Source organism: Chryseobacterium daeguense DSM 19388 (genome assembly GCF_000430825.1).
GTDB lineage: Bacteria > Bacteroidota > Bacteroidia > Flavobacteriales > Weeksellaceae > Chryseobacterium > Chryseobacterium daeguense.
This window is the reverse complement of sequence record NZ_AUMT01000008.1, coordinates 199,402-222,046: the sequence shown is the minus strand read 5'-3', so window position 1 is coordinate 222,046 and position 22,645 is coordinate 199,402. Positions and strand designations below refer to the sequence as shown.

The 22,645-nt window shown below is 36.2% G+C and carries 20 protein-coding genes and 1 rRNA gene; 13 read left to right on the top strand and 8 right to left on the bottom strand.

All coding sequences use genetic code 11. The features are described 5' to 3' along the window. Positions 1-120: 120 nt before the first annotated feature. Positions 121-229, top strand: a 5S ribosomal RNA gene (gene rrf / locus H560_RS0111470). 312 nt (positions 230-541) lie between these two features. Here the strand turns inward: rrf and H560_RS22375 are convergent. Both H560_RS22375 and H560_RS0111460 read right to left on the bottom strand, forming a co-directional pair. Beyond that, a complete protein-coding gene (locus H560_RS22375) occupies positions 542-982 on the bottom strand; it encodes a VanZ family protein (RefSeq protein ID WP_051289299.1) in 441 nt (146 codons plus the stop codon). Positions 983-1,109: 127 nt separating this feature from the next. Then, positions 1,110-2,738, bottom strand: a complete 1,629-nt coding sequence (locus H560_RS0111460; protein WP_027380176.1) for an acyl-CoA carboxylase subunit beta — start codon at positions 2,736-2,738, stop codon at positions 1,110-1,112. 415 nt (positions 2,739-3,153) lie between these two features. Here H560_RS0111460 and H560_RS0111455 point away from each other — a divergent pair, with 415 nt between their 5' ends. Genes H560_RS0111455 through H560_RS0111440 form a run of 4 tightly spaced genes read left to right on the top strand, consistent with a single transcriptional unit; the run spans position 3,154 to position 6,558 of the window. Further along, positions 3,154-4,032: a DMT family transporter gene (locus H560_RS0111455; protein ID WP_027380175.1), complete on the top strand. Its 879-nt coding sequence runs from the start codon at positions 3,154-3,156 to the stop codon at positions 4,030-4,032. A 12-nt stretch (positions 4,033-4,044) separates the two neighbouring features. Continuing rightward, positions 4,045-5,127, top strand: coding sequence for a putative type IX sorting system protein PorV2 (locus H560_RS0111450; protein WP_027380174.1), 1,083 nt, complete (start codon positions 4,045-4,047; stop codon positions 5,125-5,127). A 6-nt stretch (positions 5,128-5,133) separates the two neighbouring features. Beyond that, on the top strand, positions 5,134-5,778 hold the full coding sequence (locus H560_RS0111445) for a hypothetical protein (protein WP_027380173.1): 645 nt from the start codon (positions 5,134-5,136) through the stop codon (positions 5,776-5,778). Between the two features lie 27 nt (positions 5,779-5,805). Beyond that, the gene (locus H560_RS0111440) at positions 5,806-6,558 is read left to right on the top strand and encodes a hypothetical protein (protein ID WP_027380172.1); all 753 of its coding nucleotides are present in this window, start codon (positions 5,806-5,808) and stop codon (positions 6,556-6,558) included. A 54-nt stretch (positions 6,559-6,612) separates the two neighbouring features. On the opposite strand, the gene uvrC is transcribed toward H560_RS0111440, so the two are convergent. Continuing rightward, positions 6,613-8,406 (bottom strand): excinuclease ABC subunit UvrC, encoded by a 1,794-nt coding sequence (gene uvrC, locus H560_RS0111435; RefSeq protein WP_027380171.1) that lies wholly within the window; start codon positions 8,404-8,406, stop codon positions 6,613-6,615. A 79-nt stretch (positions 8,407-8,485) separates the two neighbouring features. Next, positions 8,486-9,247 carry a hypothetical protein gene (locus H560_RS0111430; RefSeq protein WP_027380170.1) on the bottom strand — a complete coding sequence of 254 codons (762 nt, stop codon included), beginning with the start codon at positions 9,245-9,247 and terminating at the stop codon, positions 8,486-8,488. Between the two features lie 133 nt (positions 9,248-9,380). Here H560_RS0111430 and hutH point away from each other — a divergent pair, with 133 nt between their 5' ends. The 4 genes from hutH to H560_RS0111405 all read left to right on the top strand — a co-directional run bounded on the left by hutH (position 9,381) and on the right by H560_RS0111405 (position 13,713). Beyond that, the gene (gene hutH / locus H560_RS0111425) at positions 9,381-10,868 is read left to right on the top strand and encodes a histidine ammonia-lyase (RefSeq protein ID WP_027380169.1); all 1,488 of its coding nucleotides are present in this window, start codon (positions 9,381-9,383) and stop codon (positions 10,866-10,868) included. Between the two features lie 224 nt (positions 10,869-11,092). Next, on the top strand, positions 11,093-11,539 hold the full coding sequence (locus H560_RS0111415; RefSeq protein ID WP_027380168.1) for a GNAT family N-acetyltransferase: 447 nt from the start codon (positions 11,093-11,095) through the stop codon (positions 11,537-11,539). Between the two features lie 116 nt (positions 11,540-11,655). After that, entirely contained in the window at positions 11,656-13,149 is a 1,494-nt protein-coding gene (locus H560_RS0111410; protein WP_027380167.1) for a S8 family peptidase, read from the top strand. Positions 13,150-13,443: 294 nt separating this feature from the next. Next, entirely contained in the window at positions 13,444-13,713 is a 270-nt protein-coding gene (locus H560_RS0111405) for a hypothetical protein (RefSeq protein WP_027380166.1), read from the top strand. A 48-nt stretch (positions 13,714-13,761) separates the two neighbouring features. Here H560_RS0111405 and ygiD read toward each other — a convergent pair whose 3' ends face one another. Together ygiD and H560_RS0111395 are read right to left on the bottom strand one after the other, a co-directional pair. Then, positions 13,762-14,589, bottom strand: a complete 828-nt coding sequence (gene ygiD, locus H560_RS0111400) for a 4,5-DOPA-extradiol-dioxygenase (protein WP_027380165.1) — start codon at positions 14,587-14,589, stop codon at positions 13,762-13,764. Between the two features lie 115 nt (positions 14,590-14,704). After that, positions 14,705-15,217, bottom strand: coding sequence for a YceI family protein (locus H560_RS0111395; protein WP_027380164.1), 513 nt, complete (start codon positions 15,215-15,217; stop codon positions 14,705-14,707). A gap of 316 nt (positions 15,218-15,533) precedes the next feature. On the opposite strand from H560_RS0111395, the gene H560_RS0111390 reads away from it, so the two are divergent. From H560_RS0111390 to H560_RS0111375, 4 genes are all read left to right on the top strand, one after another. Further along, a complete protein-coding gene (locus H560_RS0111390; protein ID WP_027380163.1) occupies positions 15,534-17,675 on the top strand; it encodes a S9 family peptidase in 2,142 nt (713 codons plus the stop codon). 153 nt (positions 17,676-17,828) lie between these two features. After that, positions 17,829-18,854: an LLM class flavin-dependent oxidoreductase gene (locus H560_RS0111385; protein ID WP_027380162.1), complete on the top strand. Its 1,026-nt coding sequence runs from the start codon at positions 17,829-17,831 to the stop codon at positions 18,852-18,854. Positions 18,855-18,932: 78 nt separating this feature from the next. Further along, positions 18,933-19,172 (top strand): VF530 family protein, encoded by a 240-nt coding sequence (locus H560_RS0111380; protein WP_027380161.1) that lies wholly within the window; start codon positions 18,933-18,935, stop codon positions 19,170-19,172. A gap of 111 nt (positions 19,173-19,283) precedes the next feature. Further along, entirely contained in the window at positions 19,284-19,784 is a 501-nt protein-coding gene (locus H560_RS0111375) for an FKBP-type peptidyl-prolyl cis-trans isomerase (RefSeq protein WP_027380160.1), read from the top strand. 32 nt (positions 19,785-19,816) lie between these two features. Here the strand turns inward: H560_RS0111375 and H560_RS0111370 are convergent, their stop codons facing one another. Continuing rightward, positions 19,817-20,194 (bottom strand): YchJ family protein, encoded by a 378-nt coding sequence (locus H560_RS0111370; protein WP_027380159.1) that lies wholly within the window; start codon positions 20,192-20,194, stop codon positions 19,817-19,819. A 283-nt stretch (positions 20,195-20,477) separates the two neighbouring features. After that, complete coding sequence (locus tag H560_RS0111365; protein ID WP_027380158.1) at positions 20,478-22,619, bottom strand: M3 family metallopeptidase; 2,142 nt, start codon at positions 22,617-22,619, stop codon at positions 20,478-20,480. Between the last annotated feature and the right edge of the window lie 26 nt (positions 22,620-22,645).

Sequence of the window (22,645 nt, the reverse complement as noted above, 5' to 3'; positions counted from 1 at the left end):
AAACTGGTTTTGCCTTTGTGATGAAATTTACCGATAAAACAGGTATCAGGAAGTAGGTATCAGGATTTAGCTTAAAGCTAAGCCCTAACTCCTAAACCCTCGAACCTTATATACAACCTTTAGGGTGGTTTTAGCGGTGGGGCTCACCTGTTCCCATTCCGAACACAGAAGTTAAGCCCACCAGCGCCGATGGTACTGCGAATAGCGGGAGAGTAGGTCGCCGCCAGTTTTTTATTAAAAGTCTCATACAAATGAATGTATGAGACTTTTTTGTTTTATACCCAATCCCAATTATTTTTGACAGATACCAGATACCAGATACCAGATACCAGATACCAAATGACAGAAGCTGGAAGTTTCGTAGGAGCTGTCTGTTCATAGCATTCATAGATCAGCTTTAAACCAGGAGCCCCGTAGGGGTGACCTGTTAATAGCTTAAAGTAATGTCTTATTTTTATATAGGAGTCCTGTAGGGGCGATCTGTTAAGAATTAGAAAAATAATTTCTGAAGGAAACAATAATATCTTACCTTTTAATAAGTCTATTTAGTATCAAAATAAGATTTAATATTGGCAATATTCATTTTCACTGTGAGTCTGTATGTTAAAAAGCCGATTAACATTCCAATTGTATTTAAAAATACATCATCGATATCAGCTACGCCTAAACCGGTAACAAACTGCATTAATTCTATAAATGAAATGCAGCAAATAAAAAATAAGGTGAGAGGGATAAATCTATTAAATATTTTTACTGCTAAACCTAACCAACCGAAAGGAAGAAATATGAGTATATTTCCTATAATATTAATTAAGAAAATTTCATTATGTAGAGTTGTATCGGCAAAGAATAAATGAATAGTATTAAAAGGAACCGTTTGTAAATAGCCTATACCAGATAAATGTCTTCCAGATCCAAAAAACATCATATATAATAGCAGAATGCCGTAAACTATTATAAATGCTACAAAATATCTTTTCATACTGTGTGTTTTAAAAGAGTTTGTAGTGTTATTAGTGATGATCCTGTGAGACAAATTTACACTAATATTTTAAAAATAAAAAAAGCCTCACAAAAGTAAGGCCATATAGGTTATTTAAAAGTTAAGTTTAAACCTGAATTACTCCCAAATTAAATTTCTCAGTAATAGGCGAGTGATTAGCAGCTTCAATTCCCATTGAAATCCATTTTCTGGTATCTACAGGGTTTATGATAGCATCTGTCCATAATCTGGCAGCTGCATAAGTAGCTTCTGTCTGTTTTTGATATCTTTTTGAAATTGTATCCAATATTTCGTTATGTTCCTCTTCAGAAATTTGTTTTCCTTGTTTTTTTAAAGTAAATTCCTGAATTTGAGCTAAAACTTTCGCTGCCTGTGATCCTCCCATTACTGCTAAATCTGCCCATGGCCAAGCTACAATTAACCTCGGATCATAAGCTTTTCCGCACATTGCATAATTTCCTGCGCCATACGAATTTCCTGTAATGATGGTGAATTTCGGAACAACAGAGTTGGAAACTGCATTTACCATTTTTGCGCCGTCTTTGATGATTCCGCCATGCTCTGATTTTGAACCAACCATAAATCCTGTCACATCCTGTAAGAAAACTAAAGGAATTTTCCTCTGATTACAATTGGCAATGAATCTTGTAGCTTTATCCGCTGAATCAGAATAAATTACTCCTCCGAACTGCATTTCTCCTTTACCGCTTTTTACCAGCTTTCTCTGATTGGCAACAATTCCTACCGACCAGCCGTCGATTCTTGCTGTGGCACAAATAATACTTTTGCCATAATCTGGTTTGTATTCTTCATATTCCGAATTATCGACAAGACATTTTATAATTTCATAAGTATCGTATTGTTCGGTGCGGGAAACAGGCATGATGCCGAAAATATCTTCTGACTTCACTTTAGGAGGAAAGCTTTCAATCCTGTCGAAACCCGCTTTTTCGGTACTTCCGATGGACTTCATAATATTTTTAATCCTGTCTAAAGCATCTTTGTCATCTTTTGCTTTATAATCTGTAACTCCTGAGATTGAACAATGGGTGGTAGCGCCACCTAATGTTTCATTATCGATACTTTCTCCGATGGCTGCTTTTACAAGGTAGCTTCCGGCAAGGAAAATAGAACCGGTACCATCCACAATCATAGCTTCATCACTCATAATTGGAAGATAGGCACCACCGGCAACGCAACTGCCCATTACAGCAGAAATCTGTATGATTCCCATAGAGCTCATCTTGGCATTATTTCTAAAGATTCTCCCGAAGTGCTCTTTATCCGGGAAAATTTCATCCTGCATTGGCAGATAAACGCCTGCGGAATCTACAAGATAAATAATAGGAAGCTTGTTTTCCATTGCAATTTCCTGAGCTCTCAGGTTTTTCTTACCTGTGATCGGAAACCATGCTCCGGCCTTTACTGAAGCGTCATTTGCTACCACAAGACATTGTCTTCCGGAAACGTATCCCATTACTACAACAACGCCTCCGCTTGGGCAGCCTCCATGTTCCTCATACATTTCGAAGCCTGCAAAAGCACCGATTTCTATGGATTCCGAACCTTTATCGAGAAGATATTCAATTCTTTCTCTTGCTGTCATTTTTCCCTCGTCACGAAGCTTCTGAAGTCTTTTTTCTCCGCCTCCTTTTTTTATTTCGGCAAGTAGTCTATTTATTTCTGATAATTTTAATCTGTTTTGATCTTCTCGTTTGTTGAATTCAATGTCCATAAAGATTTCGATTTTTTCCGCTTAAAGATACTATTTTTCAGAGTAACTCATATTGAATTAAAACAAATGTTTAATTTATTGGTATTCAGAATTTTGTGAATTTTTTAACATATAAATATTTTTAAATGTTTGATATTTTTTCTAACTTTACGTCAGAGTAATAGAGATGATATCTCTGGTAAATACTCTAAGTTCCTAGTTTATTTTTTTAATAGTTTATTATTTGAAGGCCCTGAAAGTTGAACAAATTTTCAGGGTTTTTTGTTTCTAATTTTAAAATATTTAACAGATGATTCAAATAAAAATTAATTGAAAAGAAATGTTTCTCAAAAACTTATTAAGTTTAGTGTAATTTTTTTACGGATTTGTGAAAGCTATTTGTAAATTTGCAAATAATTTAAAAGGAGGGTAGAATATGCACAAAATGGCGCTCTTCAGATTGCATCTGATTGTGTTTTTATGGGGATTTACGGCAATTTTAGGAAAGCTGATTCATGCAAACGCTCAAATTCTTGTTTTTTACAGGATGCTGATAGCAGCGGTTTGTCTTTTTGTGTTTATCAGGGTGATTAAAAAAGACAGTATCAGGGTTTCGAAGAAAATTTTTTTCCAACTGGCTGCCATTGGCTTTTCGATGGCGCTTCACTGGTTCTGTTTTTTTCATTCCATTAAAGTTTCAAACGTTTCTATTGCTTTAAGCTGCCTTTCTTTATCCACATTATTTGCTTCAATTTTGGAACCCGTTATTTTTAAAAGAAAAATTGATGTTTCTGAAGTGATTATGGGAGTGGTAATTGTTGCCTGTATTTTATTGATATTTAAAACAGAATTCAGATTTAAAGAAGGAATATTATACGGTGTGGTTTGTGCAATTTTCGGGACTATATTTTCTGTTTTTAACGGGAAAATGTTTGGAAAGACGAGTTCCGGAAATATTATTTTTTACGAAATATTTTGCGGATGGTTCATTTTGATGATAATTTATTTATTTACCGGACAAATTTTTCACATGAATGAAATAAGTTACCGTGATATTGCGTTAATATGCTTGTTGGCGAGTGTTTTCACGGCTTTTCCCATGCTGGAATCGGTGAACCTGATGAAATATATTTCGCCTTTCACGTTAATTTTAACAGTTAATTTAGAACCGGTTTACGGAATTATACTAGCTTTTTTTATCTTTGGGGAATCAGAACACATGAGCCCGATTTTTTACATCGCTTCAGGGGTTATGATACTGGCAATCATTGCCAACGGATTAATAAAAGCTAAGAAACAAAAAACTTTAAATTAAGCATCAATTTATATGATGAAAAAATATTTTTTACTTGTATTTTCTCTGGTTTTCGGGATATCACAATCTCAGATTATCAGAAAATATTCCAACGAATTCCTGAATATCGGTGCAGGAGCAAGAGGTTTAGCCATGGGTGGAGCCGTAATCTCCAACCAGGACGATGTTTATTCTCCTATGTGGAACCCGGCTGGTTTAATGGCCATCGAAAAAGACTGGCAGGGCGCGGCAATGCATGCAGAATATTTCGAATCTATTGCAAAATATGATTATCTGGCATACGCAAAAGTTCTGGAAACGGGAGTTTTCGGAGTTTCTGTAGTGAGACTGGGGGTAGATAACATTTTAAATACAACTCAATTAATAGATACTGAAGGGAATATTGATTACGATAAAATTACAAAGTTCTCACAGTCTGACTATGCTGCGATTCTTTCCTATGCATTCAATCCGGGAGGGAATACCAAGCTGGACGTAGGTATTAATGCTAAAATAGTTTACAGAAACGTAGGGAAATTTGCAAATGGATATGGTTTCGGTTTTGATATCGGGGCTATTTATAAATTGGATAACGGGTGGAAACTCGGAGGTATGCTGAGAGATGCGACTACTACGGTGAACTTCTGGAGCATTAATCAAAAAGAACTTTCTACAGTGGTAAACGGTGAAGAATTCAACCCGGCGCCAAAAGATAAGTTAGAACTTACAATGCCGAAACTAAATGTAGGAGCCAGTAAATTATTTGAACTTAACAGCAGTGTGTATGTTTTACCTGAAGCAGGTTTAAATATCGATTTTGCGAAAACAGCAGCGCTTATTTCAACAGATTTTGCAAGTATTACACCGTACGCCGGAGCGGAACTTGGCTATCAGAAAATGATTTTTGTGAGATTGGGTATCAACAGGTTCCAGTCTATTACAGATATTGAAGATCTTAAAAGAAAAGTTTCCTTCCAGCCTAGCGCAGGGATCGGGATCAGATACAGAGGTCTTACACTTGATTATGCGATTACAAATTCTGGAATCGGAGGATCCAATTTCTACTCTAATTTCTTCTCCCTGAAACTGGATATGGGACAGTTTAGAAATGATTAAAATTTAATGAAAAAAATTATATTACTTTTTTTAATATTTTTTAAAACAAGCCTTTTTTGTCAAACGGGTTTCGTAAGTAATATTAATCCGCAACTTAAACATATTCATGCCGAAGTTGGAGATAATGTAGAAGTAAAATTTACGGAAGTATTAAATTATAATGCATCAGACTTTATAAAAAAGCTTACAGCAGAAGTTAAAACTTTAAATGATTTTGATTTCGGTATTCTAGAAAATAATTTGTTTAATAAAAAAGAAAGAGAATATCTACATAATTTTTGTAAAAATAATAATATTGACAAAGTAATTATACTCTATAGAAACCCTTTTTTTACTCAATATTCACCATATAAAAATCTTTATAGATTAAAATTTGATTTTGGAATTCTTACTCAAGTGAGGAAAAAGAAAGTAATTTACTATATGAATAGAATTATTTTAGCATATTACGATATTAAAACAGATAAGTTATCCTATGTTTATTTGTCAGGTGAAGATTCATTACACAAAGAATATCTAAAAAGGAATTTGGATGAAAATGTCGTAGATGAGTCGAATAGACTTATCAATAGTAATGAAATTGTATCGGATTTTATATATAAATTTGAAAGTAGGCTTAAAAAAAATTTTAATGAGGCGATGAAAAAATAATGCCTAAATAATATAAATAATAATAAAATGAAAAAGCTTTCACTAATTATATTTACAGCCTGCTCAATGCTTTCTTTCGGGCAAAAGGTTTCAGATTATAAATATATTTCAATTCCTTCCAAATTCGAAACTTTTAAAGAAGATTTCGGTTTAGGTGATGTATTAACGAAGACATTAAGAAGTAAAAATTATACTGTTCTTCCATCAGATAAGCTGCAGTGGCCTGCAGATGCGCAAAGTAATCCTTGTAATGTTTTGATGGCGGATATTATTAATGACAGTGGATTTTTGAGAAATAAAGTATTGGTAGAGTTTAAAGATTGTAATAATAAGAATGTTGCATCCATTAAAGGTGCTTCAAATATTAAAGATTTTAAAGAAGGATATCAGGATGCTTTAAAGCAGACTTTTGTATCAATTTCACCTGCTAATCCTGTAAATCAGGTGAATAATAATCCTGTTAATACAACCAATACTGTTTCGGCAACAAAAGAAATACAGATTACAAATGATAGCCCGGCTGATAATAATGCAATAAAATTCAGCAATGGAAAAGTTGATCTGAACAGAATTCAGATAGATAACAAGCAGTTTATTCTTGTAGGACAGAATAGTTCATCTCCATTTGCAACTTTCAAAACAACAACAAAGGATGATGTTTTCAGGGTGAAATTACAGAATGGAGAGTCCACTTTAGGATATTTTGAAAACGGAAATATTGTAATAGAAATTCCACTGGGTAACGGAGAATATTCTAAGGAAATATTTTTGAAGAAATAAATAATAAAAAATAAAAGTCCTCAAACCGAGGGCTTTTATTTTTTTCTGATACTATTAATTTCCATTAAAAAACTCATAAATAACCTTTGCCTTGCTTTTACCAAGTATCTCTTCCAGAGTTTCCAAACTAGCCTCTTTAATCCTTTTTACAGATTTTAATCTTGATAAAAGCAATTCAATCGTTTTATCCCCGACACCCGAAATTTCTTCCAGTTCAGATTTTATGGTTGAATTTTTTCTTCTTGTCCGGTGATGCTTTACTCCAAACCTGTGAGCTTCATCTCTTACTCTTTGCAAGATTTTAAGCGTCTCAGATTTTTTATCAAGATATAGCGGAATAGGATCTTCCGGAAAGAAAATTTCTTCTAATCTCTTAGCGATCCCAACGATAGTGATTTTCCCATACAAACCTAATAACCGCAGACTTTTTACCGCAGAAGATAATTGTCCTTTTCCACCATCAATCAAGATCAGTTGTGGTAAATTTTCACTTTCATCCAGCATTCTTTTATAGCGGCGGTAGATTACCTCTTCCATAGTAGCAAAGTCATTCGGGCCTTCTACTGTTTTAGGATGAAAAATCCTGTAATCTGCCTTGCTTGGCTTCCCGTCTTTGAAAACTACACAGGCTGAAACAGGATTTGTTCCCTGTATATTTGAGTTATCGAAACCTTCAATATGTCGTGGTTCCACGGGCATTCTCAACAGCTTCTGCATTTCAGCCATAATTCTGTTCGTATGTCTTTCCGGATCTACAATCTGTACCTGTTTAAGTTTTTCCAGGCGGTATTCCTTCGCATTTTTTTCGGAAAGCTCAACGATTCGTTTTTTATCTCCTACTTTCGGAACAATAAGCTTTACATTCGGAATCTCCACAGTGAGATGAAACGGAAGCAGCACTTCCTTAGAATCCGAACTGAATTTCTGACGAATCTCTATTAAAGCCTGTTCCATGATTTCCTCATCGCTTTCTTCCAGAATTTTTTTAATTTCTGTGGTAAAGCTCTGGATGATATTTCCATTTCTGATTTTAAAGAAATTGACGTAAGCTGCAGTTTCATCACTCGTCATTCCAAAAACATCCACATCGTCAATATTAGGATTTACAACGGTATTTTTTGCCTGATAATCTTCCAGAACATCCAATCTTTCCTTTATAATCTGTGCATTTTCAAACTGCAGATTGGATGCGTGCTTCATCATCTGATTGGTAAGGTATTCTTTAGCCTTACGGAAATCACCCTTGATAATTCCCCGGATCGCATCTATTTTCTCATCATAATCCTGTTTGCTTTCAAGGCCTTCACATGGGCCCTCACAGTTTTTGATATGATATTCCAGACATACTTTGTATTTTCCGTCATCTATTTTATCTGGAGAAAGATTTAAGTTACATGTTCGCAGCTTATAAATATGCTTAATAGTATCGAGTAAAATTTTTGCGGGGCGTACTTTTGCGTATGGCCCATAATATTCTGAACCGTCTTTTATAACCGTTCTGGTAAGAAATATTCTGGGAAAATCTTCATTTTTTATACAGATCCATGGATAGGTTTTGTCATCCTTCAGCATGACATTATAAAACGGCTGATGCTCTTTGATCAAGTTGTTTTCCAATAAAAGTGCGTCGTATTCACTATTTACAATGGTTGTTTCCAGCCTCTGGATTTTCCCCACCATGATTCTCGTCCTGTAGCCTGATAGATTTTTATTGAAATAGGAAAGAACCCTTTTCTTTAAATTTTTTGCCTTTCCTACATATAAAAGCTGTTCATTTTTATCATAATAACGATAAACTCCGGGCTCAGAAGGTAAAGTTTTGAGTTGTAATTCTAAAGAAGGATTCATATAACAAAATTAAGGAATTTAAAGCCATAAAAAAAGCCGTAGAAAGTCCTACGGCCATACAATTTATGTTAAAATTATTTTATCCGTTGCTCATTGCAGTATATTCCTGCACCAAAAAGCTGAAATAATCCCATTCTACAGAGTTTTTAGGATATTTCTTCACAAATTCTGCATTATCCCCGAAAAGGAAATCATAATTATCTTCAAAATCGTCTTTATGAAGCCACATTACCTTATCGCCTTTCTTTACATAATAAGATTTGATAACACCTCCTCCCAGCTGAGGGCTTCCCATTACAGAAAATCCTGCTGTTTCCTTAGCTCTCGGATCATGATATACTGAAATAATATCATCAAATTCAGGATTGATGACCTGCATCAGGAATTCTTTGTCATCTTTCTTATTTTTCAAAGAAACGGTTTGATTAATGAAATAAATCCTGTCGTTATTGGTTCTTTTGGTTAGCTTTTTTGTGCTGTAGTTTCTGATATTTCCCATATAGCTTGCCACTTTAGCAAATTTTTCTGCATTGCTTGGGTAAACATACATTTCAGCGATCTGCTCTGCATTAAAAGTCTCACTTTTCTTCGTGATGCTGTCTTTAAGGGCAACTTCAAAGATTTGTCCTTTTTTTGTGTCAATCTTACTGCAAAAGCCTTTGTGTGTAGATCCGTCTTTTAAAATAAGGGTAGAAGTTTTTTTAGGAGACGGAGCGTTGAAGCCTTCATTAAAAAGGTACATTTCCATCTTTTTGATCTCGTCTTTAGAGTATTTTACTTTCTGTGCGAAAGAAGCTGCACTTACAAGTAACAATGCAAACAGCAAAGTTTTTAGTTTCATAAGGATATTAATTTTTTATTTCGGCGGTAAAAATAGGAAATTAAATGACTTGTTTTCAGAAAAATATAATCCTGCAAAATTTAGTTTTTACAATAATTGTTAAATGCGTAATTTTAAGACAAATTTTTAGAGAATGATATACGGTGTAGATGTTTTCAGTTTCCATGATGTTTTGGAGATCTGTAAAGCTCCAAATAAAGCTAAGCTTAATAAAGCGGCAAAAGATCAGATTTTAAAATCCCAGAAAAACGTTCAGAAAATTGTAGAGTCAGACCGTTGTGTTTATGGCATAAATACAGGTTTCGGGCCTCTTTGTGACACAAAAATTTCTGCTGATGAAACAGCGCTTTTACAATATAATTTAATAATCTCCCACGCCGTGGGTGTTGGAAAGCCTATTGATAAAGAACTTTCAAAAATCATGATGATTGCTAAAGTTCATGCATTGTCAAAAGGATTTTCAGGAGTTTCTCTTGAAGTGATCGAGAGGATGATTTTAATGTTGGAAAAAGATATCATTCCCATAGTTCCGGAGCAGGGTTCTGTAGGTGCTTCCGGGGATCTGGCGCCTTTAGCCCATCTTGTTTTACCGCTTTTGGGCCTAGGAAAAGTATGGGTAGGAAACGAAATTTTTCCGACTGCTGAAGTTTTGGAGAAAAATAATTTAGATCCGTTGATCTTAGGTCCGAAAGAAGGATTAGGATTAATTAATGGTACCCAGTTTATCCTTGCCCATGCTATCAGAGGGCTGGAAAAATTTGAATATTTACTTGATCTGGCTGATATGACGGCTGCAATGAGCCTTGAAGCTTACAGAGGTTCTGCAAGTCCTTTCAAAAAAGAGCTGCATGAGATAAGACCTTTTGAAGGAAGTAAAAAAGTGGCAGCGAGAATGCTGAAGTTTTTGAAAAATTCCGAAAACATGAAGGCTCATGAAGATTGTGAAAGAGTTCAGGATCCGTATTCCATGAGATGTGTACCACAGGTTCACGGTGCAAGCAGAAATGCTTTCGAACATTTGAAAATAATGGCTGAAACAGAACTGAATTCCGTAACAGACAACCCGATTGTTTTAAGCGCTGAAGAATCTATCTCCGGAGGTAACTTCCATGGGCAGCTGATGGCTTTACCGTTGGATTATGCAACGTTGGCTGCTGCGGAATTAGGAAATATTTCAGACAGAAGAAGTTATTTATTATTGGAAGGGAAATATGGCCTACCAAGATTATTGACGGAAAGTTCAGGCTTAAATTCAGGATTTATGATTCCTCAATATACTTCTGCAGCTTTGGTTACAGAAAATAAAACACTATGTTTCCCGGCTTCAGCGGATTCTATTCCTACAAGTCTGGGGCAGGAAGATCATGTTTCGATGGGAAGTATTTCAGGTAGAAAATTCAATCAGGTTCTTGGAAATCTGGTGAATATTTTATCGGTTGAATTAATGTTTGCAGCGCAGGGATTAGAATTTAGAAGACCGGCAAAATGTTCTAAAATTATTGAAGAAAATTATGCGATCATCCGTTCGAAAGTTGCTAAGCTTGAAGACGACCGATTGATAGGCGAAGATATGCTGGCTATCGCAGAATTGATTAACGAAAGAAAATTTGTAGTTAATTAATTTTGACTTAAATAATATGAAGGCTTCCAGAGATGGGAGCCGTTTTATTTTTACCACGAATTATACAAATTTGAACAGATTTTTAGGTATCCTTTAACTTATAAGTTTTTAAAATAATATAAATAACAAACTAACTTTCAAAAAAATAAACTTAAACATCTTTACAAATCTGTGTAATTCGTGGTAAAAAAAATAATAATTTTGTTATTGTAAAAAACAGACAAATGACAATTAAAAGAACAGATTCTTCCAACACAGACTTTCAGAATTTAGTTAAGCTTTTAGATGCCGACCTGGCAATTCGTAACGGTGAAGATCATGCTTTTTATGACCAGTTCAATAAAATTGATATGATTAAAAACTGCATCGTCATTTATATTGATGAAATGCCTGCCGCCTGCGGAGCTTTCAAAAAGTTTGAAGAGGAGACTGTTGAAATTAAAAGAATGTACACCAGCCCTGATTTCAGGAAACGAGGGCTTGCAAGTACTATTGTAAGGGAGCTGGAAGCCTGGGCAAAAGAACTGGGTAATAAAAAAGCCGTTCTGGAAAGCTCTCTGGAACAAAATGAGGCCCTTTCCGTATATGAGAAAAGCGGCTACCAGAGAATTCCAAATTACGGGCAATATATCGGGATTGATAAAAGTGTCTGCTACGAGAAGATGCTGTGATTTAATACTTTAAATATTATTTTCAGCATAACAAAAGTTCAATAAATTAAAATTTCAGCAATGTGTAATTCAATGTAAAGTGATATCTTGGTGTTGCCAATCAAATATTATTTTATATGAAAAGAAATGTATTTTACTTGCTCATGCTGTTCTTAATGTTCACAGCGTGCAACAGAGATGACCTGCAAAACAGCCCTGCTGAAATGGAAATTATCCAAAAAGATCCGCTCACAGCAAAACAGATCAACGACAAAATCAACGAAACAATTAAAACGAAAGGAAGATTTTCCTGGAAAGAATCTTCTGATCATTTTGTATGGAGTGCCATTTATCAGGGAAATAAAATAGCATCCATAGGTTTTGGATCTTCTTTTGACAGAAGCCTGACTCCGGATAATAAAGCCATTGAAGATGAAATTTTAAAAATAATTGAACAATACGAAGGAAAGAATGACAGATTACTACTGTCTTCAGATCAGTACCTCAATCAGATAGATGTAGCAATAGAAAAGCAGGAAACGGTGATTGCATTACGCAAAATGAAAAATATCCGCTATCTGGAACCGGCAGATTACCGTTATTTTGAAAATGAAAGAAAATTCAACGGTGCTTCAAAATCAAGCGGAAGCTCAGGGTGCGGCTTTGAATCCACAACATTAAATGCAGCAGATTATACAACAGTAACTCCAAACGCCAAAGCACCATGGTCTTTTACGAAACATAACATTACAAATGCCTGGAATTACAGTACCGGAGCCGGGATCACCATCGGAGTAATCGATAGTGGAGTTTCCCCGGAACAGAGCTTATTGGGAAACAGTTTCAATAATGGTCTTTCATCAGGAAGAACCATCAGTAAGAATGGGGTTTATGTAGATTCTGTGTGGCCTTGGAGCAGTGGTTTTGACGGTTCGGGGGATCAGTGTGGTCATGGAACAAGCATGGCTTCGGCAGCGGCGGCACCAAGAAATAACCTGGGTCAGCCGGTGGGTGTTGCCTACAATGCTAATCTGGTGACATACAGAGCGGCTTCAAATGTAGTTCTGGACGGTTATCATGAGCAAAATGGAGTGAAAATAGCATTTACAGAACTCGGAAATAATAATAATGTTAAAATTATATCGATGTCTATGGGACACATTTTCTCTGTCGGAAAAATTGAAGATGGAGTGAAATATGCCTATTCAAAAGGAAAACTGATTTTTTGTGCCGGTGGAACTTCTACAAGCTTTACTAATTTCGTTGGGGTGATTTTCCCGGCCTGGATGTCAGAAGCACAGGCTGTTACTGGAGTGAAAGAAAATACCTCAAACCAAAAATGTGATGTATGCCACTCTGGTGCAGAGATTGATTTTACTTATCAGATGGAAAGAGCTTCAGGAAGCAATATTCCGGTGTTAAGCTATTATAATGGACAGACAGATTATGTGGGAGGCTCTTCCGTAGCAACTGCTTCCACTGCAGGAATTGCAGCCTTGGTGTGGGCTAAAAACCCGACTTGGACAAGGGATCAGGTTCTTAATAAGATGAGACAGTCATCTACATATTATCCAAACCCGAATTCAGACTACGGATACGGAAATATCAATGTTCTGCAGGCTGTTCAATAAATATTGAAGTCAATGTAGTTTAAATATCAGTTTTGAAATTATCAATACAGTAATGTCATTCATGGATGGCATTACTTTTTATTTTATACTTATAAAATTTATTCTGAATATTTAGACCAGATTGCGTATTTCTACTTATAGTGAAAAATGAGTACATCTACTCTAGTAAATTCATGTATTGCAGGCTAACTTTGTCCTGTGATCACAAACAAAAAACTTACAACCATGGAGACCAGAAACCATTAAAACGGGGCGTAAACCGAAAAGCCAAAAGAGTAGGAACTCAAAATTATTATGGAAACACAAGATTTAGTAGTAGGAGGCTGGACAAAATATCATGCTCTTACACCAGAAGATCAGAAAGTATTTGATGAAGCAATGCGCGGATTCGTTGGGGTAAAATATACACCTCAGGAAGTATCTACACAATTAGTAAACGGTACCAACTACCGTTACAAATGTGTTGCTTCAATGCCGCCAGCAATGGTAGTTTGGGAAGCAATTGTAGAAATTTATGCTCCTATCGAAGGTGTGCCGCATGTTGTTTCTATTCATAGAATTTAATTTCAACATTTTACTTATAGGACCGGAGGATTTTTCTTCCGGTTTTTTTTATCCGATTCTTACACTCGTCATGCTCAGCGATCCGGCAATCAATTCGTCATTAAATAAAGCCAGATTTTCAGATTTTTCCTTTAAGCCTAATGTATAGATCAACGGCAGATAATGATCCGGAGTAGGAACCGCATATTGCAAAAAAGTTCCCTGTTTCTGATAATCAATAATATTCTGAAAATTTCCGTCCAAAAGCCAGTTGTTGGTTTTCTCACGGGCTTCTATTGCCCAATCCCAGCCGGCTCCCACGGTGTTGATGTTTTTCCAGTCTACCAGTCTCAGGTTATGAACAATATTTCCGCTTCCGATAATTAAAATTCCTTTTTCGCGGAGCTTATTTAATTTTTTAGCTAAATCAAAATGATATTGCGGAGGCTTCGTATAATCAATGCTCATCTGTATTACAGGAATATCTGCTTTAGGATACATATGTCTGATAACAGACCATGCGCCATGATCCAAACCCCAATGATGATCTTCTTCTACCAAAACAGGAGCTAACAGCTCGGCGGTCTCTCTTGCAAGCTCCGGACTTCCGTGTGCAGGATATTGTACATCAAATAAAGCTTGTGGAAAGCCCCCGAAATCATGAATGGTTCTGGGCATTTCCATCGCAGTTACCTTGGTTCCGTTGGTAAACCAATGTGCAGAAATACATACAATTGCATTGGGTCTTGGAATTTCAGTGGCTGCTTTCCGGAACCCCTGTACAAACTGGTTTTCTTCAATAGCATTCATCGGCGAACCGTGCCCAAGAAATAAAACAGGCATTCTTTGAGTGTTCCCGAAATTTTCGCTGATGTTTTGTAGATCGTTGAGGTTCATTTTGTTTAGAAAATAGAAATAGAAAATAGAAAATAGAAAAAAGAAAAAAGAACAAAGACGCAAAACTGGTATGTCTTTTTATCTTTGCTCTTTTATCTTTATTATTTGTTAACTCTTACGCTTGCTTTACAAACTGTAATTCTCCTGCAAGTTTTACGTCTTCGCTTACCATTACACCACCTGCTTCAAGAGCTGCATTCCAGTTTAATCCGAAATCTTTTCTGTTGATTTTTCCTTCAAAAGAGAATCCTGCTTTTGTATTTCCCCACGGGTCTACATTGATTCCGTTAAAATCTACATCTAAAGTAACGGGTTTTGTAACACCATTGATGGTAAGATTTCCTGTTACAGATCCATTTAAAGCCTGAGCTTCGAACGTGATGGTAGGATTAGCTTCAGCATTGAAAAACTCTGCAGATTTTAAGTGATTATCTCTGTCTGTATTGTGTGTTGAGATAGAATCTGTCTGGATGGTAGCTGTAGTTTTTGCATTAGCAAAAGTATCGTCTTCAGCTTCGATTTCTGCATTGAAATTGGTGAAATTTCCTTTAATATTAGAAATCATCATGTGTTTTACTTTGAAAGTAATTTCACTGTGTGCTGGGTCTAGGTTCCATTTTGTTGCCATTGTATTATATTTTTTTGTTATTTATATTGCAAATGTAGTTCAGGATACAGGCTCAAATCATTGATTTAGGATAAGAAATGATTTTTACATAAATTTCATTGATTTTGCCATGATATTGAATTAAATAGTTAAAGGTACTCAGCACTAAAGTAATTCTATTCCTTCTATCAACTCGGAATAACAATTTGAAAAATCTTACATTAAGTTAATAAATTTTTCCCATCAATACCACATTCTCATTTTATGAATCTTTTATTTTAACATTTCTTAACGGATGATTTTTATTTCTTATTTTTGATGGATTCAATTTTTTACGATGAAATTATATAAGTTTTCTTTATTGATGATGGTTTTGGGCGGTTCGGCGTTTGCCCAGACCCAAAAATTTACGATGGCGGAGGCTGTTAACGGTCTGAGAAGCAATCTTGCGGTGAAAAATATCTCGCAGTTTTCATGGTCTAATGATGGTAAATCATACATTCAGGCAGTAAAAGGCGGTTATTTGATTACTGATCTGAAGAATAATAAGCAGGATACTTTGGTTTCCCTTACACAATTAAACAAGAATCTGGGGGATAATAAGTTAAAGGCTGTTCCGCAGATAAAATTCATCAGTACTTCTGAAGGATATTTCAACTCGGATGATAAAATGGCCTGGGTAGAAAAATCAGGAAACGGCTGGAAGGTGAAAAACGCTGTGGAGGTAGATAAGGAAGCTTCTAATGTAAAAGTGTTTGGTGACAATCAGACTTTTGCTTTTACTGTAAAAAATAATTTATTCATAAATAAAAACGGTAAAACAATTGCCGTAACAAATGATTCAGACGAAAATATTCTGAACGGTGCCTCCAATGTTCACAGAAACGAATTCGGAATTGACACAGGAATTTTCCCGGCTCCTGATTCTGAAAGTGTGGCCTTTTACAGAATGGATCAGACGATGGTAGCAGATTACCCGATTATAGACTGGTCCGTAACTCCGGCGGTGAATCACAATATAAAATATCCTATGGCAGGGCAGACTTCACATCAGGTGACATTGGGTGTTTTCAATATCAAAACACAGTCAACGATTTTTTTAAATATTGAAGGAGAAAAAGATCAGTATTTAACAGCTGTAACATGGAGCCCGGATTCAAAATATATTTTTGTGGGGGTGCTGAACAGAGGTCAGAATCACATGAAAATGAATCAGTATGACGCTGCGACAGGAAATTTAGTAAAAACTTTGTTTGAGGAAACAAGCGATAAGTATGTGGAACCACAGCATCCTTTGACATTTTTCCCGAATTCCAATACAGATTTCATCTGGCAGAGCCAGAGAACGGGTTATAACCATTTGTTTCATTACAGCTTAGAAAAAGGACTGGTTGCCCAGATCACCAAAGGCGATTGGCTGGTAACCGATATTTTAGGTTTCAATGAAAAGAAAAAGGAAATTTACTTTACCTCTACAAAGGAAACTCCTCTCGAAAAACATTTGTATAAAATCAACTGGACAAACTTCAAAATGCAGCGTCTGGACAATGCTGAAGGGGTACACACCGGAATTTTAAGCAGTGACGGGAATTATCTTTACGATATGTACAGTAACGCCAATACGCCAAGAGTTGCAAACATCATCAATACTAATACATTAAAAACTAATAATCTTCTCACAGCTGAAAATACATTAAAAAATTATCAGCGTCCCGAAATTAAAAACGTAAACCTAAAAGCAGATGACGGAACTCCTCTATACGGGAAAATAATTCTTCCAACGAATTTTGATCCCAATAAAAAATATCCTGCTATTGTTTATCTATACAATGGGCCGCATTTGCAGCTGATCACCAACAGTTTCCCGGCTTCCGGAAATCTGTGGTATGAATACATGGCCCAAAACGGATACATTATTTTCACGATGGACGGAAGAGGTTCTGCCAACCGTGGTCTGAAGTTTGAGCAGGCTGTTTTCAGAAATCTGGGAACCACTGAAATGAACGATCAGATGAAAGGGGTAGACTACCTGAAATCTCTTCCTTATGTAGATGCTGAAAGAATGGGGATTCACGGATGGAGCTTCGGAGGCTTTATGACAACCAGCTTTATGCTTCGTAAGCCTGAAGTTTTCAAAGTAGGTGTGGCCGGAGGTCCTGTAATCGACTGGAAGATGTACGAAATCATGTACGGCGAAAGATATATGGATACACCCCAGGAAAATCCGCAGGGATATGCAACGGCAAATCTTTTGGATAAAGTTCAAAACCTGAAGGGCAAATTACTGATGATCCATGGAGCTCAGGATGATGTGGTGGTTTGGCAGCATTCCGTGAAATTCATAAAATCTGCTGTTGATAACGGCGTACAGATCGACTATTTTGCTTATCCTGGCCATCCTCACAATGTAATCGGGAAAGACAGAGTGCACCTGATGCAGAAAATAACTGATTATTTTGATTTATATTTGAAGAAATAATCTTTAAATACAGTCCACGAGGCTGGATTTTTTGTTTGATATTCTTTAAATAGCTAGGATTAAATCTTAAAAGAAAAGCATATTTCATTCTTATCAAACATCAATGTTTCTAATTTTTAGTTGAAGTAAATTTGCTTAAATAAAATCAACAATATGGAATTAGGAATAGGAATGTTTGGCGACTTGGCGGTTGACCAAAGCACCGGAAAATATAGAGATGCAGGAATAAAATTACGTGAAATCCTAGAGCAGGTAAAATTCATGGATGAAATAGGAATTGATGTTTTTGCAATGGGTGAACATCACCGTCCGGATTATGCGGTTTCTTCCCCTGAAATGGTTTTGGCTGCAGCGGCCAGCATCACAAAAAATATAAAATTAGCAAGTGGTGTAACGGTTTTAAGCTCATCCGAACCGGTAAAGGTATATGAAGATTTTTCAACATTGGATTTAATTTCAGACGGCCGTGCGGAAATCTTTGTAGGACGTGGCAGCTTCATAGAATCTTTTCCTTTATATGGCTATTCCCTGCAGGATTATGAGGAGCTTTTTGATGAAAAGCTGGATTTATTATTAAAAATAAATTCTGAAGAAAATGTAACCTGGTCAGGAAAGCTTCGTGCTCCGATGAACAATCAAACTGTGTATCCGAGAGCAAAAAATGACGGAAAGCTTCCGATCTGGAGAGCCGTTGGCGGAACTCCGCAGTCTGTTTTAAGTGCTGCAAAATTAGGTATGCCGTTAGTAGTTGCTATTATCGGGGGAATGCCGATTCAGTTTAAAAATTTAATTGAATTTTATAAGCAGGAATATGAAAAAGCGGGTCATGATGTATCAAAAATGCAGATTGCCGTTCATTCTCATACTTTTGTGAGCAATGATCCTAAAGTAATAGACGATTATTTTTACAAGTATAAAACTCAGGTCGACAGAATCGGTGCTTCACGAGGATGGGCTCCCTATACCAAGATGCAGTATGAAGGGGGAAGAGGAGAGGACGGTGCCCTGTTCATCGGAAATCCGAAAGAAGTTGCAGATAAGATTACTTATTTGAAGCAAATTTTCGGAATTACGAGATTTATCGGCCACATGGATGTTGGTGATCCTTCCCATGATCTTATGATGAAATCCATCGAACTATTCGGGAAAGAAGTAAAACCGGTTGTAAAGGATTTATAAAAAGCAGACCCTTCGTTGATTCCAGCGGAGGGTTTTTTATCATTTCAGATTAATATCCTTAATTTTACAAAAAAAATCATGAACCAGCCATCCAAAGATCCATTACACGGTAAAAGACTAGACACCATTCTTGAAGAGCTGGTAGAATATTACAACGGGTTTGAGAAATTGGGTGAGCAGATTAAAATTAAATGTTTTACAGATAACCCCAGCATAAGCTCTTCATTAAAATTTCTTAGAAAAACACCCTGGGCAAGGGAAAAAGTAGAAAGCTTATACCTTTATGTTTTAAGACAGAAAAAAAGAAACGAAAAATAAAAGAGGTACATTTAAAACTCTTCTTTTAACGTTTTCGCACAGCCACTCATTTCAAAAACAGTATATTTGTGATGTTAAATCGTGAAGAGCATCACGAAAAAAAGAAAAAATATGACAATTGAAAACAATCACGTTGTAGCGGTAAGCTACATCCTTCATACAATCGAAGAAGACGGAAGTAAGATTCTTGTAGAAGAAACAACAGCAGAAAATCCCCTTACATTTTTATACGGTGTAGGAATGATGATTCCAAAATTTGAGCAGAATATCCTTGGCATGAAAGCTGGTGATAAAGCTGCTTTTACCATTCAGCCGGAAGAAGCTTATGGCGAGAGACAGCCGGATGCTATCGCACAATTGCCGATAGAGATGTTCAAAGAATCCGGAACACCGCCTGTAGGAGCTATTTTACCTTTGTCTGATAATCAGGGTAATAATTTCCAGGCATTTGTTTTAGAAGTAACTCCTGAAATGGTAGTAGCAGATCTTAACCATCCTATGGCTGGGAAAGTGCTGGATTTTCAGGTGGAAATTTTAAACACACGTCCGGCAACTCAGGAAGAGCTTTCACACGGCCACGCCCATGGAATTGACGGAAACGAAGCTCACTAAAATATAAATGTCCGATTTTTTCGGACATTTTTTTATTCTAAAAATTCGCCGCTCACATAAAACCAGCGGTTCTGAATCATTTTAAACGTTGACAGCTCATGATGTACCTGCTTTTGGCCGTTTTCATCAATGTAATACGCTTTAAATTCAACTTTATTCATTGAAGGTTTATCCATGATTTCCAGCTTTGTCCATTCATTTATTTCTCCCCATTCTTGCAGGTCTTTTTTACTGTGGTTTTGTCTCTTGCTTGGAGATGTGGTTTGCATTAAATATTCACCATTCGGAATAGCAAATGCCGAAAACCTTGATCGCATCAAAGCTTCTGCGGTAGGAGCATTTTTTTCTCCGGAATGATAGGGTTTACAGCATTCTTCGTAGGATTTTCCTGAACAGCAGGGACAATTCATTTCTTGATTTTTTTAAAGGACAAATTTACGGGAATATTTTTTCACAAAAATGAATCTAATTGTTTATTCAGGGATTCTGTATCAATAGGAACGGGCTTTAGCCCGTTTAAATAAAGAATAACTCAATTATGGCTTTAGCCAAAACTTATATTAAATCTCCCACAGATTTCACGAATGTTTATTATATAATATTAAAAAGAAAAAATGTGCACAATCATCTGTGAAAATCTGTGCAATACTTGGGAAATAAAAAAGCATCCAAAAAATGAATGCTTTTAAAAATTTATTTAATAAAACCTCTGCTTCTCAATAAAGGTTTAATATCCGGATCGTGTCCTGTAAAATCCCTGAATGCCTGATTCAGATCAACAGAATTTCCTACAGAAAGAATATATTTTCTGAAACGGTCACCGTTTTCTCTTGTCAGTCCGCCGTTGTTTTTAATCCATTCCCAAGCGTCATTATCCAGCGTTTCGGACCATAGGTAAGCGTAATATCCTGCAGAATAACCACCTCCCCAGATATGTGCAAAATAAGGAGTATGATATCTTGGAGGAACCGTAGATAAGGTAAATCCATGATTCATTAAGGATTGTTTTTCAAAATCCAGAACAGGAATAAGCTGGCTTTCATTTGTTACGGTATGCCAATCCATATCAAGAGCCGCCGCAGAAACCAATTCCGTCGTCATATATCCTTGATTGAAGGTGGCAGCTTTTTTAATTTTATCAACTAATGCCTGCGGAATCGGCTGTTTTGTTTCATAATGAAGCGCATAATTCTTCAAAACAACAGGATCTAAAGCCCAGTGTTCATTAATCTGTGAAGGAAACTCCACAAAATCTCTCGGTACATTTGTTCCGGAAAGGGAAGGATATTTCTGACTGGCAAACATTCCGTGGATAGAATGGCCAAATTCATGGAAAATAGTTGTCACATCATCATAGCTTATTAATGAAGGTTTTCCCGGAGCCGGCTTCTGATAATTGTAGCAGTTGACAATCACCGGTTTGGTTCCCAATAAATAAGATTGCTCAACAAAATTGCTCATCCATGCGCCTCCGTTTTTGGAATCTCTTGTATAAAAATCCAGATAATAAATCGCAATAGATTTTCCATCATGGTCGAAAACTTCATAGGTAACCACATCAGGATGATAAACCGGAAGATCAGTCCTCTTTTTGAATGTTAATCCGTAAAATTTTTCAGCCGCGAAAAAAACTCCTTTCTCTAAAACTGTTGTAATTTCAAAATAAGGTTTTATTTCACTTTCATCAAGATCAAATTTTGCTTTTCTTACCTGTTCGGCATAAAAATTCCAATCCCAGGGCTCCACTTTGAAGCCTCCCTTTTGCTGATCTATTAAGTCCTGAATATCTTTAGCTTCACGTTTTGCTGTTTCTACAGCAGGTGTAGCAATCTGGTTCATCAGTTTTGTAGCAGCTTCAGGTGTTTTTGCCATCTGATCCTGCAGTTTCCATTCTGCAAAGCTTTTTTTTCCTAAAATCTGAGCTTTTTTAAGTCTGAGCTTTGCTAATTTTTCAATGGTTTCTCTAGTATCGCTTCCATCACCTTTTTCAGCTCTCAGCCAGGATGCCTTGAAGAGTTTTTCTCTTGTTGCCCTGTTTTTAAGGTTTTGTAAAAGTGGCTGTTGTGTAGTATTTTGCAGTGCTAATAAATATTGTCCCGGTTTTCCGGCGTTTTTAGCATCACTTGCAGCAGCCGCAATTTCATCGGCGGAAAGTCCGTCCAGTTCTTTAGCATAAGAGAAGAAAACGCCGCCCTGTTTTCTGGCTTCCAGCAATTTATTGGAATATTGTGTGGAAAGGGAAGCTAATTCCTGGTTTACCTGCTTTAATTTTTCTTTGTCGGCTGCAGAAAGATTAGCTCCGGCAATTTCAAAATTCTGCTTGTAAAATTGTAAAAGTCTTTTGCTTTCAGAATCCAGCCCGTTATCGTTGATGGATTTAATTCTTTTATACAGATTTTCATTCAGGTACATTTTATCAGAATGTGCCGCAAAAACAGGTGCATATTCTTCATCAAGTGCCTGTAAAGTTGGGTTGGTGTTAGCGCTTGTTAAGTTTGAAAATACAATCATGGCTCTTTTCAGAACTTCACCGCTTTTTTCCAGGGCTACAATCGTGTTTTCGAATGTCGGCATATCAGGATTATTGGCTATTTTCAGGATTTCAGCATCATGTTGTTTTAATCCGAAATCGAAAGCCGGTTTAAAATGTTCATTTTTAATTTTATCAAACTCCGGTGCTTCGTACTGAAGCTTGCTTTTCTTCATGAACGGGTTTGAGGAAAGGGATGCGTCGGGAGCCGGAACTTCCTGCTGGGTATCGGTGCTTTTCATTGTAGTACAAGATTGATTAAATGCTATTGCAGAGATTAATAATACCGATGAAATCTTCTTCATAAATTAGTTATTAATAAAGCATAAAG